Annotated in this window: 13 protein-coding genes and 1 riboswitch; of the genes, 2 read left to right on the top strand and 11 right to left on the bottom strand. The window is 48.6% G+C overall.

The genetic code is table 11. The features are described 5' to 3' along the window. Positions 1-3 precede the first annotated feature (3 nt). Genes B7991_RS04005 through thiE form a run of 3 tightly spaced genes read right to left on the bottom strand, consistent with a single transcriptional unit; the run spans position 4 to position 2985 of the window. Complete coding sequence (locus tag B7991_RS04005) at positions 4-1494, bottom strand: hypothetical protein (RefSeq protein WP_088629697.1); 1491 nt, start codon at positions 1492-1494, stop codon at positions 4-6. 18 nt (positions 1495-1512) lie between these two features. Beyond that, entirely contained in the window at positions 1513-2337 is an 825-nt protein-coding gene (locus B7991_RS04000; RefSeq protein WP_088629696.1) for a type III pantothenate kinase, read from the bottom strand. Between the two features lie 15 nt (positions 2338-2352). Then, complete coding sequence (gene thiE, locus B7991_RS03995) at positions 2353-2985, bottom strand: thiamine phosphate synthase (protein WP_088629695.1); 633 nt, start codon at positions 2983-2985, stop codon at positions 2353-2355. A 179-nt stretch (positions 2986-3164) separates the two neighbouring features. Here thiE and B7991_RS03990 point away from each other — a divergent pair, with 179 nt between their 5' ends. Beyond that, positions 3165-3938, top strand: a complete 774-nt coding sequence (locus B7991_RS03990) for a type II secretion system protein (protein WP_088629694.1) — start codon at positions 3165-3167, stop codon at positions 3936-3938. A gap of 108 nt (positions 3939-4046) precedes the next feature. Here B7991_RS03990 and thiH read toward each other — a convergent pair whose 3' ends face one another. The 8 genes from thiH to B7991_RS03950 form a co-directional block, all read right to left on the bottom strand. After that, on the bottom strand, positions 4047-5309 hold the full coding sequence (gene thiH, locus B7991_RS03985) for a 2-iminoacetate synthase ThiH (RefSeq protein WP_074208471.1): 1263 nt from the start codon (positions 5307-5309) through the stop codon (positions 4047-4049). A 1-nt stretch (position 5310) separates the two neighbouring features. Continuing rightward, entirely contained in the window at positions 5311-6081 is a 771-nt protein-coding gene (locus B7991_RS03980; RefSeq protein ID WP_088629693.1) for a thiazole synthase, read from the bottom strand. 16 nt (positions 6082-6097) lie between these two features. Continuing rightward, positions 6098-6742, bottom strand: a complete 645-nt coding sequence (thiF, locus tag B7991_RS03975; protein ID WP_088629692.1) for a thiamine biosynthesis protein ThiF — start codon at positions 6740-6742, stop codon at positions 6098-6100. Then, a complete protein-coding gene (thiS, locus tag B7991_RS03970) occupies positions 6742-6948 on the bottom strand; it encodes a sulfur carrier protein ThiS (RefSeq protein WP_014545015.1) in 207 nt (68 codons plus the stop codon). Before thiS ends, thiF begins: the two co-directional genes overlap by 1 nt. Next, positions 6939-7043: riboswitch (TPP riboswitch) on the bottom strand. It overlaps the preceding gene by 10 nt. A gap of 113 nt (positions 7044-7156) precedes the next feature. After that, on the bottom strand, positions 7157-7465 hold the full coding sequence (locus B7991_RS03965) for a hypothetical protein (protein WP_014545014.1): 309 nt from the start codon (positions 7463-7465) through the stop codon (positions 7157-7159). Positions 7466-7629: 164 nt separating this feature from the next. After that, positions 7630-9531 carry a tRNA uridine-5-carboxymethylaminomethyl(34) synthesis enzyme MnmG gene (gene mnmG, locus B7991_RS03960; protein WP_088629691.1) on the bottom strand — a complete coding sequence of 634 codons (1902 nt, stop codon included), beginning with the start codon at positions 9529-9531 and terminating at the stop codon, positions 7630-7632. Positions 9532-9792: 261 nt separating this feature from the next. Beyond that, positions 9793-11109 carry an FKBP-type peptidyl-prolyl cis-trans isomerase N-terminal domain-containing protein gene (locus B7991_RS03955; protein WP_088629690.1) on the bottom strand — a complete coding sequence of 439 codons (1317 nt, stop codon included), beginning with the start codon at positions 11107-11109 and terminating at the stop codon, positions 9793-9795. A gap of 74 nt (positions 11110-11183) precedes the next feature. Further along, positions 11184-12302 carry a DUF2914 domain-containing protein gene (locus B7991_RS03950; RefSeq protein ID WP_088629689.1) on the bottom strand — a complete coding sequence of 373 codons (1119 nt, stop codon included), beginning with the start codon at positions 12300-12302 and terminating at the stop codon, positions 11184-11186. Between the two features lie 190 nt (positions 12303-12492). Here B7991_RS03950 and B7991_RS03945 point away from each other — a divergent pair, with 190 nt between their 5' ends. Then, positions 12493-14187 (top strand): proline--tRNA ligase, encoded by a 1695-nt coding sequence (locus B7991_RS03945; RefSeq protein WP_088629688.1) that lies wholly within the window; start codon positions 12493-12495, stop codon positions 14185-14187. Positions 14188-14216: the final 29 nt, after the last annotated feature.

The following is a 14216-nucleotide window of genomic DNA, read 5'->3' as shown; positions in this document are numbered from 1 at the left end:
AGACTACCAAAACAAGGTAGTACGTACAAAAATGGCCTTTATTTCGCCTAAAATGAGCTCTAATTCATAAGAAGCATGATATCCACTATAGTTTACAGACGGAGCAATTGTGTATTGGAGCGGAGCTTTATCGGTAAATTTTTTGCGAACGGTCTTATACGGGTCATTGATATCGCTACCTCGATCAATACCTTTCCAAAGCCACTTGTTGTGCAAACCAAAGAAGATACTTGCTGAATGGTTCCAGAAGAGGCGGCTGTAAAGAGTCCAGTCAATGGCAAGCGAGTTCGGACCATTCGGATTCCCTAGCGGGAGTCCAAGGTGCGCCATCTGAGCCTGAGCCGTGTCGTAATGGCAATAGGTATAAGGTTCAACACGCGCAATTTCTGCGATAGTTCCGAGCTGTAAAAGTTTACCATTTACTTCCATGTCATGAGCCACCTGAAAGCCAAGCATTGCGGCCCAGCGGTTATTGCTGTAACGATTTTGATAAACAGCATAAGGTGATTCCATGTCATCCAAGAAGAATTCACCATAGACACGAGCCAGCTTGAAGAGCTGCACATTAAAATCCACCGCCAAGGCACCGTTGTTTACGCGTTCGGAATAATTCCCCTTCTCAATGAAAAGCGGAGCTACCGGAACAAAAAGCCAAGGTTTATTTTCGTTGTAAAGAATCTGAAGTTCAGAAATACCAAAGGTCACATTTTTGAGAGCTAGCTCATAACGGTGAGCATAAAGATTGCGATCGTTCAGGTTGTCTTTGCTATAGCTCCAGGAATTCACACGAAGATCCGCATACACACTATAAATACGTAACGGACCAAATGTAAGGTCGAGCGAAAGCATGTTGTACGGGAGCGCAAACTGGTTCAGCGAGAGGTTGTTGTAGTAGCCTGGGCCCCAATGTAAAACATCGCGAGCGAGTTGGAGTCTTGCCCATGCGTAGTTTAGAGCCAAGTGCGCACGGTAACGCGCAAAGCTCACATAGTCAATTCCTCCATCGCCACGATCCTTGGACTGCACGTCAAAAACTTCGTGGTCGTAACTCTTGGGCTTCTTGGCGGCATGCCCTTCAGAATAGATTCGTGCATCGAGGTCAAAGTCAAGAGAATCAGCAAAGCCGCGGATGAAAAGCCCACCATCAATCGCCGGCCAAATCGTATCGCCAAGTGCCGAAGACGACTTGTAGTCAATACCGAGAATCGGGCTTACCGCAATAGCGAACTTGTGCGAAGACGCGCTATCACTTTCAAAAAACGCCATCGCATTTCCATGATTCTTGTAAAAATCCTTCTGGAACGTTGTATCGCGACGTGGATAAATAAAGAAGTGGCGGCCATCGTCTACAGTCTGTCTATGATACTCAAAAAGCATCGGAGCATAATCGAGCCCGCGCAGGTTACGAGTGCGTTCAGAACTGATTACAGGAGAACGACCGGTTTCGGCAAAAACCATCGTTGCTAAAATAAGGCTTGTGAAAATAGCTTTCATTTTCCCCTCCGAGTTCAATTATTCTTCGGCGTCTTTGTCGATGACTTCTGCCGCGGAATCTCCGCGAAGAGCCACCAAACGAATACCGTCAAGCGTCAGATACGGATCGTAAGTGTCTATGATTTTGGTATGGCTTGCAATTGTGCGGCCCCAGCCACCTGTTGCAAAAACAGGAACGTCTTTCTTACCCATTTCCTGTTTGATTTTAGCAACAAGCGTTTCCAGTTCAGCCATAAAGCCAAACAGAAGACCCGCGCGGATAGCATCATCGGTATTGTTCGCAATTAAATGCTTGGGCCATTCGATACTTACCGGCAAAAGACGAGCCGCTTTTTGCGTAAGCACATCGAGACTAGCACTAATGCCAGGAATGATGATACCACCAGCAAAGCCGCCATCCTTCATGACATCAAAAGTCGTTGCGGTACCCATGTCAATAACAATTGCATCGTTGTAGCCGCGTTCCTTAAGCGCAATCACATTGCAAAGACGGTCTGCACCAAGCGAACTCGGGTTCGGGTAAGCAATCGGGCAATTGAGGCAGTTTGATGAACTCACCACCTGCACCGGGCGTTTTAAAAGCGTCTGCAAAGCCTTGACCCACGGGCGTTCCAAAGACGGCACAACCGTCGAAAGGCCAACATGCGTTACAGCTTCAAGTTTGATTTTTGAAAGATGGATAAGGCCACCCACACGATTCATCACTTCGTCCGAAGTTGTTTCCTTGCGGGTTGTAAGCCTCCAATGATCTACAACTTTGTCGCCCTTGTAAATTCCAAGAACGGTGTGCGAGTTACCCACATCGACCACAAACGACAAAGTATTCTTTAAATTCTTTTTCATCGGAATGAAAGATAGTTATTTATTCAAATTCAAAAACGCTTGCTTCAATTCTCGTGTTGCTTTTTCCGGGTCTGCGGATTTCATGATAGCAGAAACGGCACAAATTCCTGAAATGCCAGAACCCTTAAGCACATCGATATTGTCCTTATTGAGCCCGCCAATGGCATTCACCTTAATCGGCACCGCCTTCACGATAGCTTTGAGCGTATCGACACTCGTGAGGATAGTGACAACTTTAGTCGTTGTCGGGTAGATAGCCCCAACACCAAGATAATCGGCCCCCTGTTCGTAAGCCTCCAAAGCCTGAGGAACAGTCTTCGTCGTCGCGCCAATTATTTTATCTGCACCCATCAACTGACGTGCGATTTTCACAGGCATGTCTGTTTGCCCCACGTGTACACCATCTGCATCAATAGCAAGAGCCACATCAACGCGGTCATCGATAATCAGCGGGACATTATAACGCTTGGTAATTTCGTGAGTTGCAGTTGCAAGTTCCATATATTCACGAGTCGAGCGATTTTTTTCACGAAGTTGAATGAGCGTCGCTCCACCTTTGCAAGCGGCTTCAACAGTTGGCAAAAAACGTTCAGAAGGCACACTAGTGCTATCGGTAATGAAGTAGAGCGTTGTATCAAGATTTTTCATGTTTTTAAAGGTAGAAAAAATTGCTCTAGTTTGGAATAGAACATCTTGAAGCTTTATATTTGTGCGCTTTCTCACGTTTATTACTTTTTTATCATAGAAATATGTCAATTCAAAATTGCAATATATAGATTTCCATTATAAGGGTTACAAAACCCAATTAAACTATATGGAGCGATATTATGAATACTATAAATTCAAAGAGGGGTATTACCCTTATGGAGCTTATGGTGGTTATCGCTATTATGGGCGTTCTTTCCTCCGTAGCGATGCCAAAGCTTTTCGGGTTCGGTGAAAAAGCACGTGAAAAAATCGACCTGATGAAGCTTTATGACCTCAGAAACGCTATCAACATAGCGCTCATTGAAGATAGTGAAGCCATGTCAAACTACTCTCCTGTACAATCTCAAAATGATTCAACCCGAAATAGTTTTATAAGCAAACTGCAAAACGGGTTATCATCAAATGGAGGTGCAGCGTTGTTTGTGATTGAGTTGCGTAGCGACCTTTCAATCAACGTACAGGGTAAACATTGGAACGCAAACAACACATATAACATTTGCGAAATGGTCGGTACAGACGGAACATTCTATTCGGCTTTGAAAACCGCAAACTTTGATGGCGTTGCAGACATCATCGCCGCAAGACTTAGCGGTAATTCGTGGAAATCTAGCGGAGATACTTACACTTCGAAAGAATACAAAAACGCCGAAAATAAATCGGACTACCGTACGGCTCCGAAAAAGAAACTGTTCCAGAGTAGAGCTTTAAATATCGGAAAGTATGAGGATAACACACGTTATACAATGAATGTTCGTTGGACCGATCCTGACGATCCTTATTCCGTCGAAGTATTCTTACTTCCAAATAAAGCCGATTGGGAAAGCGCCTACCGTTCTGATAATGGAACATGCTTCTCTACTTACGGTAATAGAGGTTGTCGTAAGAAGAAATAATAATTTGCCAGAAATAACGAAACGCCCCGGATTTTTCCGAGGCGTTTTCTAGTAACTGCGGCAAAGCCGCGATCATAGTCCTAATTCCTAAGACCTACAACCTAAAGCCTAAACATACAAGTAGTCGTTCAGCACGGGCTGCATGCCTTCGCTGCTCATGTCGGCGTACATCTTGTCGATGCTGCGGCCGTCATTGATTTCGAACTGTTCGTCGCCGCCTTCCCCATCGTCGTGACCACTGTATTTGCTTTCGTGGTCGCCTATGCCGGTAGAGACGCCTGCGGAAATTTTCGTGGCGGCGATTTTTACGATGCCATTGCGGAATTCCTTGCTTTCGCGGCTCGAAACAGTGATACCCACGAACGGAAGGAAAATGCGGTAGGCGCAAAGCACCTGGCAGAGTTCCTTTTCGTGAACGTCAAGCGGACTGATTTTTTCGTTGTTCACAATCGGGCGTAAACGCGGGCAGCTGAGGCTCATTTCGGCATGCGGGTACTTCTTTTGCAAGTAGTAAACATGCAGAGCACTTGCGAGTGCGTCACGGCGGAAGTCCGAAAGTCCAAGAAGTGCCGAGAATCCGCAACCACGCATGCCACCCATGAGGGCGCGTTCCTGAGAATCAAAGCGGTACGGGAATACGCGTTTGTGACCGAGCAAATGAAGTTGTTCATAACGTTTGCGGTCGTAGGTTTCTTGGAACACCGTCACATAATCAACGCCACATTCGTGTAAGTACTTGTATTCGTCGACATTCACCGGGTAGACTTCGACGCCTACGAGCTTGAAGTACTTGCGGGCAAGCTTGCAAGCCTCACCGATGTATTCGACACTGCTTTTAGCGCGGCTTTCGCCGGTGAGCAACAGGACTTCTTCCATGCCACTGTCGGCGATGACCTTCATCTCGTGCTCAATCTGTTCCATGTTCAACTGCATACGCTTAATGTGATTGTAGCAGTTGAATCCGCAATAGACGCAGTAGTTTTCGCAGTAGTTTGCAATATAGAGCGGCGTAAAGAGATAGACGTTGTTGCCGAAATGGCGACCCGTCTCAATCTTCGCCTTGGCCGCCATCTGTTCGAGGAACGGCGCTGCTGCAGGAGAAAGCAAAGCCTTGAAATCTTCGATAGAGCAAGTGTCGTGCTGCAAGGCAAACTGCACATCGCGTGCGGTGTACTTGGAAGCATCATAGCTTTCAAATGCATCGAGAACCTTGTCGCGGATGTCGGAGTGAATCACTTCCATTCCCGGCAAGTATTCCATGATGTCCGTACGGACAGACGGATCTGTTTCAATTCTGTGCTTGCGTTCTAGAGCCGCCGGCGAAAGATTTCCAGAATCAAAAAAGTAATTGTTGTCTTTGCGTTCGGCCATTTTAATCCCTCAAGAATCCTGTAAGCGGATCAGAGGCAGATGCCCCACGAGAAAGCACACGGCCAAGCCCGGCGAGATAAGCCTTGCGGCCCGCTTCAATAGCAAGTTTGAATGCAGAAGCCATCTGCGTAATGTCGCCCGCTGTTGCAAGAGCGGTGTTAGCCATAATGGCGGCTGCGCCCATTTCCATGGCGGCACAAGCTTCAGACGGTTTGCCAATACCCGCATCCACGATAATCGGGAGTTCGATTTCGTCAATCAAAATCTGGATAAAGTCTCTCGTGCAAAGGCCCTTGTTCGAACCAATCGGCGATGCAAGAGGCATTACGGCGGCAGCACCCGCATTCAAGAGGTCGCGAGCCACGTTCAAATCCGGGTACATGTACGGCATCACCACAAAGCCTTCCTTTGCAAGCGTTTCGGTAGCCTTGATGGTTTCGGCATTGTCCGGGAGCAAATACTTGGTATCGCGCATGATTTCGATTTTCACGAAGTCGCCGCAACCGAGTTCACGGGAGAGTCTTGCAATGCGGACAGCTTCTTCGGCATTGCGAGCGCCCGACGTGTTCGGCAAAAGCGTGACGTTTTTCGGAATGTAGTCGAGGATGTTTTCGTGTTCCTTCGTGTTTGCACGGCGAACGGCAAGCGTTACAATCTGAGCGCCCGCATCCTTGACCGCAGCTTCAATGAGTTTGAGGGAATACTTTCCAGAACCGAGAATAAAACGAGAATCAAATTCATGACCGCCAATAACAAGTTTGTCAGAATTCATTTGCATGTCCTTTATGTTAAACTTCTAGACCGGCAATAATCCGGATAATCGTGAGCGCCTCATGCGCTGCGCAAATCTGCACGCGTGGAGCGAGGAGCGCAAGTCCTTGAGTAACGTCGCTCTTGCCATCGCCACAGAGGTAAAAATGTTTTGAAATCTTACGCGTTCTGATGGAATTCGCATCATCCGTGCCAGCCATTCCAGAAGCTGCCACGAGATACTTTTGCGGATACTTTTCAAGCACAGCGTTTACAAGCATCGACTTTGTTTCGGGATTATCGAACGCTTCACATACAACATCGGCATTTGCTACGAACTTGTCGATGTTTTCTTCCGTGATTTTTTCATCGTACACTTCGAGTTCTGTGTACGGTGCAATTTCTTTCAAATTTTCAACGAGAGCAAGCGCTTTGGGTTCTCCGATTTGAGATGCCTTGTACTGCTGGCGTTGCAAGTTCGTCACGTCAATACGGTCAAAATCCACGAGAATGAGCTTCTTGATGCCCGCGCGAGCGAGATTGATGGCAACATTAGAGCCAAGTCCACCAACACCACAGATGACAACTGAGGCCTGTTCCAGTTTTTGAACGATATCTTCGCCTTGCTTTTGTACGAGTGCGCGTCGGAACTCTTCCCTGCTCGGGATTCGAACGCTTTCCATCACCCGCCTCCAACAAAGTTCACAACTTCGACGACATCCCCCGCTTCGAGGACGACCTCAGCATACTTTGATTTGGGGACGATTTCCAAATTGCGCTCAACGGCGATGCGCTTTGTATCGTAATTTGCGGACGCCAAATATTCGGCAATGGTCATGCCTGCTGCCGCGACGTTTTCACCGTTGATTTTGACTGGATTTGAGTTCAATGGAACCTCCCTACGTTGGCATTATCCAAATCAGGTTCGGTCGAAGTTTTCAACTTCCTCTCAGCCCGTTTTACGAGCTCCCGTAAGCGCCATAAAATTAACTATTGGAGATGTATTTGGCAACTAACTTGGGGCTTTGCCACGCTTTTTCTAAAAGCAAAAATGCCCCGCAGTGCGGAGCATTTTCAAAAGATTTTGAGAAGTAAGATTACTTATCCTTAGCAAATTTCTTAGAGGCGGCCTTGACCTTCGGATCGTTCTGAGCGTCCTTGATCTTCTGCTTGATACCATCTTCGATGGACTTCTTGAGCTTTGCGGCAAGGTTGGGGAAACGATCTTCCAGGGAATCACTAAAGACAGCCGGCTTCTTTGCAGCAGCAGGAGCACCACCCTTGCGCTTGCCGTTGAACGGGCGCTTTTTCTTGGACGGAGCCTTCTTTACTTGAGATTTTTCTTGGGATTTTGTTTCCTGAGGCTTAACTTCTTCTGTGGATTTGACTTCTGCTTCTTCTGCCATATATATACCTCTTGGAAAATTGTTTAAGTTGACGGGCGCAAAGATAGTAAAAAACTATGAAATTGCAAGTGAACACGCTATGGTCCTTAGTTATTAGTCAGTAGTCGTTAGCCAAATTGCCGTACCTTTTGAGGCATCATCAACTATTGACCAATGACTATTGACTAGGTTCTAGATTCAATCCAATGCGCGAGGACTGTGATGTCGGCGGGGCGCACACCAGGCACGCGGCTAGCTTGCCCAAGCGTTAGCGGTTTGTGGGCGTTGAGGCGCTGGCGGCTTTCGATGCTGATGGCCGTAATGGACATGTAATCGAAGTCCGGCGAGAGCTTGACCTTTTCCATCTTCTTCTGGTCGTCAATTTCGCGTTCCTGGCGATCGAAGAAACCGGCATAGAGTTCTTCGGCGTACATGTACCACTGGTCACGGCGCGTGATTTTTGCATCCGGTGCAGCCACCTTGAAGAAGGTTTCGGGGTCGATTCCCGGACGGCGGAGCACGTTGATCCAGCGGGTACGTTCGGAGGCGAGAGCCTGACCGCCCGCTTCAAGAATCGTATTTGCTTCTTCCGGCGTTGCAGATGTTTCCGTAAATTGCGTCTTGAGACTTGCCATGAGGTCGCGGCGGCGAGTCCAGTCTTCCCAATCGCGGTCGCTGATCATTCCAATCTTGCGGGCTTTTTCCTTGAGGCGCATTTCGGCATTGTCGCTGCGGAGGAACAGACGGTATTCCGCACGGCTCGTAAACATGCGATACGGTTCATCGAGCAAAATGTTCACGAGGTCATCGACCATCACGCCGAGATAGCTTTCGGAGCGCCCGAGAATGAACGGTTCCTCGCCCTTGACCTTGAGTGCAGCGTTGATACCAGCCATAAGGCCCTGACCGGCGGCTTCTTCGTAACCGCTTGTGCCGCAGACCTGACCTGCAAAATAGAGTCCAGGAACATTCTTGCATTCGAACGTCGGGTAAAGTTGCGTGGCATCAACGGAATCGTATTCCACAGCGTAACCGATTTGGAGCACTTTCGCGCGGGTAAGGCCCGGAATCGTGTGGATGGCAGCAAGCTGGATGTCTGCCGGCAAGCTCGAACTGAAACCGTTGATGTACACACGTCCGATGTCAGCCTGTTCCGGTTCGAGGAACAGCTGGTGCCCGTCGCGGTCGCCGAAACGGTTGATTTTATCTTCGATACTCGGGCAGTAGCGCGGGCCCTTGCCGTGGATACGGCCGCTGAACATCGGGCTATCCTTAAAGCCACTGCGCAGAATATCATGCGTCTTGATGTTTGTGCGCGTAATCCAGCAGACGCAATCGTTGCGTATAAACTTGTTAATTTGGTCACCCCAGAACTTGTCGGGAGTTGCACCGTCAAAATGGCGGTCGCTCATCGGCCACGGGTGCTCGTCGCCGTGCTGCACGTCGCATTCGTTAAAGTCGATAGAATCTGGATCCAAACGGCTTGGCGTACCTGTTTTAAGGCGGCGCAAGCGGATGCCGTTTTTCGCAAGGCATTCCGAAAGTTTGTCTGCACTCGGTTCTCCCACTCGCCCACCGATGCTCGTTTCAAGCCCGGTGAACATCTTGGAGGCAAGGAACGTTCCGCTCGTCACCACAATCGCACGAGTGATATAGCGGTCGCCGTTTAAAAGCGTGAGTTCCAAGCGGCCGTCGTTCATGCGTTCAAACGATGCAAGTTCGCCTTGAATCAGCGTGAGTCCCGGCAAGCTTTCCATTGTCTCGCGGGCAACTTCGCTGTAATACTTCATATCGCATTGCGCACGCGGTCCCCAGACAGCGGGGCCCTTGCTCATGTTGAGCATGCGGAACTGGATGCCCGCCTTGTCAGTCAAAAGCCCCATGAGACCACCGAGAGCATCGATATCGCGAACAATTTGACCTTTAGCAACGCCACCCACAGCAGGGTTGCACGACATTCTACCAATTGCGTTCAAATCCATCGTGAGCATGGCGGTTTTGACACCAATCTTCCATGCGGCATGCGTGGCTTCAATACCGGCGTGACCGCCACCGACGACGACAACATCAAATTCTGCGATAATCATGCGCCAAATTTAAAAAATATGAATCAATACGGCTATAGAAAAAACGCACTACAAAAAAGAACACATCCCGCGTTTACGAGATGCGTTTTAACAAGACTGTGTAAGGGGATTCCCGCTCGGAGGCGGGAATGACAAGTGTCGAGCGAGCCAAGCACAGAAAGTTCAGAGGATTCCCGCTTACTTCGACTGCGAACACTTCGACATTGCTCAGTACAGGCAGCACAGGCTCAGGCGGGAATGACTGAATGCCGAGACCAAAGATTACTTCTTGGCCTTTGCCTTAGCGTCTTTCTTTACTTCCTGCTTCGGTTCGACCTTTGCAGAATCAGCAGCCGGCTTCTTGACTTCGATCTTCCATTCGACGTTCTTGCCTTGGAGAAGTTCAGCAATTTCCTTCTTCAAGTCATCCTTTTCGCGTTCGAATGCAGCGTACTGCTTGTACGAGCCATCCGGGTTCACGAGATAGACCTTTGGAACGTAGCCATCGCTATAAAGTTCACCGAACTGGCGGGATTCATCCCACATAACGCTGATCGTTTCGTCAAACTTGGCATCGTCGATAAAGCGACGAATACCCGGCTTATTGTTTCCACCGCTAGCGATAGCAACTGTGGTAAGACCCTTCGGAGCAAATTCCTTTGCAATTTCGAGAATCTGCGGAGCGGCGTGTGCGCAGTGACCACAAGTAGCGGAGAAGTAGAACATGAGGAGCGGCTTACCTGCATAAGCACTCAAGTCTTCGCCCTTGACCGTAACGCCAGAAGCCTTCACCTTGAAATTCATCTTGGCCGGCATACCATTGGCAAGCGTGTCACCACGGAGAGATGCGACTTCTGCTTTGAGCTTTTCTTCTTCTTCCTGCTGCTTCTTATTCATTTCTTCACGGATTGTCTTCAATTTTTCTGTAAAGCGATCACCCACAGCCTTAAGAGAATCATCCGAGAGAACCAACGTTACCGTCGAATCACGATGCTTCTTGCCAGCATCGCGAAGACCGAGAACAAAATATTCCGCATCAAATTGAGTCTGGAACTGGCGGCCAATGCTAAAGAACTGGTTACCGAACTGAGCACCGACAACATAGGAGAACTTCTGCTGTTCAGAAGCATTTGCCTGGAGCATGACCTTTTCGTTCTTGACTGCCGGAGCGGCTTCAACCGGCAAAGCCTTGCGGAGAGAATCCACATAAGCACGGATTTGCTCGTCGTTCATACCCTTAACAACAGCGGTATCCGGCTGGGTTTTGAAATAACGTTCACGCATAGATTGCTGAACACGTCTGCTAACAGCAGCAATGGAATCCTGCGGAAGCTGGAGCTTAGCCGTAGAATCGTTCAAGTTTGCCAAAGCATCGCGGAAACCCTGAACCGTAACATCTTCATCAATGCCATGACCCGTCTGCCACGGAAGATTCGTAAAATTCTGAAGACCGAACTGAGCACCAAGCATGTAGGCAAACTTTTCGTCATCTGTAGAGTTCGGCGTAACAGCAGCAACCTTAGCAATCGGTTTCTGGGCTTCACCGCATGCAACCAAAGCAAGAGCGGCTGCACCAAGAGCAATCTTTTTCAGTTTCATTTTTTTAGACTCCTAAGTCAAAAAATCTTTAGGAATGCACCCATTCCTATTATCGCGCTTTAATATACATATTTTTAGCGTAGGGAATCACGGACAAAACCTTTTTTAGGCATTCCTTCAAGCACTTTAAATGAAGTCGAACCGATAACAGCCCCATCTTTATATGCTGTTTCTACACGATAATCCCCTGTTGGGATATTTTTCTTTTTGGAATAGCTGCGATACCCAGCATCTCGCCCTCCACGAATGACCATTCGACTCGACGAAATCTTATCCGTCAACTTAAATTTTCCCGTAGAAGGTTCTTTGTAGTACCATCGGAATTCAACAGGGGCCTTGAGCTCTGCCGGGCCATAGACCGACGACATAAAATAAATTTCGTCCCCTTCATCTTTATGGATAGTCGCCTGACTAAAGCCATTCCGTTGCCAAAAATTGAGCCGATCAGCATCACACGAGTATGTTTCGTTATCAAAGTTCTTGCAGACAATTTGCTGTTTCAGAACTAGCGGAACAGGCGGAATCCAATTGACGATATAGGCAATAGAAAGCAAGACGCTTATAGCGACAGGAGCAATCAAGACTCGCTTATGGCGTTCCGATTTAAACCAAAGTAAATAACAGATTGCAGCAGAAACAAACGTACTTAAAAAGAACCAGAAAGCCCCCATCCCATGAACCAAATGCGGAATTAAAAAATTAAAGAACATCGTTCCAAGCAGGCAAAAGAACGCAAGGCTTACGCCAAATTTTTCATATTTCTTTTTCAAGAATTCATTTCCAACTAGGAGCGCAACTAGGATTAATACGATGATAAACGCTGCAATAGAACCGGAGCTTTTGAAATAGCAAATGACAAGCGCACTATAAAGGTTACCAAAGCAAAATTGCACAGCCCAGGTCAATCGATCAATCCAAGACGAATCCCATTCGTGATTCAAGACTCTGCTAAAAAAAGATGATTCTACATCAATTTGATTTTCATCTTTGACAACACTTTTTGAGGCAATAAAAAATATCGAAACTAAAGCAAGCAAATAATAGAACGACAAGAAAATCAAATCGCTCCCATAGACCTTACTCCCGATAGTCATCGAGTCCCAGCTAAATCCACCCAAAAATGCTACAGCCGGGATAAACTTTTCAAGTTTTTGAACTGCGGCTTTTTCCCGCAATCTGTCTAAAAATTCCATGATAGCAAAATAAAAAAAATCCCATAAAGATTAATAATCTTTCGTCTCTCGCCTTTGCACATTCACTTCGTTCATGTGCCAAATGCTAGCCTCGGCCATAACAATACAAGTATTGTTTCGGCACTCGACTTACGCATTTGTCGTCTATTTTCTACATTTACGCCGTAAAAAATTTTAAAAGGCAAAAACAATGAAACTCTCCAAGTACTTTTACGTCACGCTCCGCGAAACGCCGAGCGATGCCACCATGCCCTCCCACATCTTCCTCATGCGCGGCGGCTATATCAAGCCTGTTTCTACCGGTATCTATTCCATGATGCCGATCGGTTACCGCGTCATCCAGAAGATCGTAAACATCATCCGCGAAGAAATGAACAAGATTGGCGGTATCGAAGTGGATCTCCCGGTGGTGCAGACCGCTGAACTCTGGAGCGAATCGGGCCGTTACCAGGCTATTGGCGAAGAACTCCTCCGCTTCAAGGATCGCAACAACCACAACATGGTGCTCGCCATGACGCACGAAGAAGCCATGACCGACCTCGTGCGCTACGTGCTCAACAGCTACAAGCAGCTGCCGGTGATGCTCTACCAGTTCAAGACCAAGTACCGTGACGAAGCCCGTGCCCGTGGCGGTCTTATCCGCGTCCGCGAATTCTTGATGAAGGATGCTTACAGTTTCCACACCAGCCAGGAAGACCTCGACCGTCACTACCAGGAAGAATACGACGCCTACCTCCGCATCTACCGTCGCGTGGGCATTGAACCGGTGGTGGTGCAGAGCGATACGGGTATCATGGGCGGCAAGGTCGCTCACGAATTCATGCTGGATACTCCGAACGGCGAAGACTACTTGATCCTTTGCAAGAAGTGCGGCTACCAGGCCAATCGCGAAATCGCCAAGTTCCAGCGTGTGCCGTTCAAGGGCGACGAAAATGCAGCTCTCGAAAAGGTCGCTACGCCGAACAGCGAAAGCATCGACGAACTCACCAAGTTCCTGAACGTGCCTGCCGAATCGACCGCCAAGTGCGTGTTCTTCGACTTCGAAGGCAAGCTCATCACGGTTGTGGTTCCGGGCAACCTCGATGTTTCCGAAATCAAGCTCCACAACCTCTTGAAGGCCAAGGAACTCTATCCGGCTGAAGACAGCCTCATCAAATCTTGCGGCATGGTTCCGGGCTTTGCTTCCCCGATTAACGCTCACGACACGCGCATCATTGTCGATGAAGCTATCGCTGATTCCTTCGACCTCGTCACCGGCGCAAACGAAGAAGGCTATCACTTCAAGCATTGCAACCCGAAGCGCGACTTCCCGAAGTTCGAAGTGGCGGACATCGCAGAAGCTTCCGAAGTTTGCAAGTGCCCCTGCTGCGGCGAACTCCTCACCGAAACTCGCGGCATCGAAATGGGCAACATCTTCAAGCTCGGCACCAAGTTCTCAGAATCCATGGGCGCCAAGTTCCTCACCGCCGAAAAGACGACCGCTCCGGCCATCATGGGCTGCTACGGCATTGGCGTGGGTCGCTTGATGGCATCCGTCGTGGAAAACAGCCACGATGACTTCGGACCGATCTGGCCCAAGTCCATCGCTCCGTTCCAGGTGGAAATCGTCCCCATCGGCAAGGAAGCCGAACTCATGGAACTCGCTGAAAAGTTCGAAAAGGAACTTGAAGCCGCCGGCATCGACGTGCTCGTGGACGACCGCGACGAACGTCCGGGCGTGAAGTTCAAGGACGCCGACCTCTGGGGTTCTCCGGTGCGCATCGCCATCGGCAAGAAGGGCCTCGCAAACGGCGAAGTCGAATGGAAGTTCCGCAACGAAAAGCAGTTCACCATGGTCAAGGTCGAAGACGTCATCGCCAAGGCCAAGGAATACTTCGCAGAATAAGACGAAAGAACGCCCGCATTAGCGGGCTA

It is taken from the genome of Fibrobacter sp. UWB3 (assembly GCF_002210405.1).
Taxonomy (GTDB): Bacteria; Fibrobacterota; Fibrobacteria; order Fibrobacterales; family Fibrobacteraceae; genus Fibrobacter.
Note: the sequence above shows the minus strand (reverse complement) of the source record. Positions and strands in the feature narration are given on the sequence as shown.

Bases quoted from the DNA above. Each gene is read 5' to 3' on its own strand.
- B7991_RS03990 (WP_088629694.1), top strand. From the start codon at position 3,165: ATGAATACTATAAATTCAAAGAGGGGTATTACCCTTATGGAGCTTATG.
- B7991_RS04000 (WP_088629696.1), bottom strand. From the start codon at position 2,337: ATGAAAAAGAATTTAAAGAATACTTTGTCGTTTGTGGTCGATGTGGGT.
- B7991_RS03980 (WP_088629693.1), bottom strand. From the start codon at position 6,081: ATGAATTCTGACAAACTTGTTATTGGCGGTCATGAATTTGATTCTCGT.
- B7991_RS03950 (WP_088629689.1), bottom strand. From the start codon at position 12,302: ATGGAATTTTTAGACAGATTGCGGGAAAAAGCCGCAGTTCAAAAACTT.
- mnmG (WP_088629691.1), bottom strand. From the start codon at position 9,531: ATGATTATCGCAGAATTTGATGTTGTCGTCGTCGGTGGCGGTCACGCC.
- B7991_RS03965 (WP_014545014.1), bottom strand. From the start codon at position 7,465: ATGGCAGAAGAAGCAGAAGTCAAATCCACAGAAGAAGTTAAGCCTCAG.
- thiE (WP_088629695.1), bottom strand. From the start codon at position 2,985: ATGAAAAATCTTGATACAACGCTCTACTTCATTACCGATAGCACTAGT.
- thiH (WP_074208471.1), bottom strand. From the start codon at position 5,309: ATGGCCGAACGCAAAGACAACAATTACTTTTTTGATTCTGGAAATCTT.
- B7991_RS03945 (WP_088629688.1), top strand. From the start codon at position 12,493: ATGAAACTCTCCAAGTACTTTTACGTCACGCTCCGCGAAACGCCGAGC.
- B7991_RS04005 (WP_088629697.1), bottom strand. From the start codon at position 1,494: ATGAAAGCTATTTTCACAAGCCTTATTTTAGCAACGATGGTTTTTGCC.
- B7991_RS03955 (WP_088629690.1), bottom strand. From the start codon at position 11,109: ATGAAACTGAAAAAGATTGCTCTTGGTGCAGCCGCTCTTGCTTTGGTT.
- thiF (WP_088629692.1), bottom strand. From the start codon at position 6,742: ATGGAAAGCGTTCGAATCCCGAGCAGGGAAGAGTTCCGACGCGCACTC.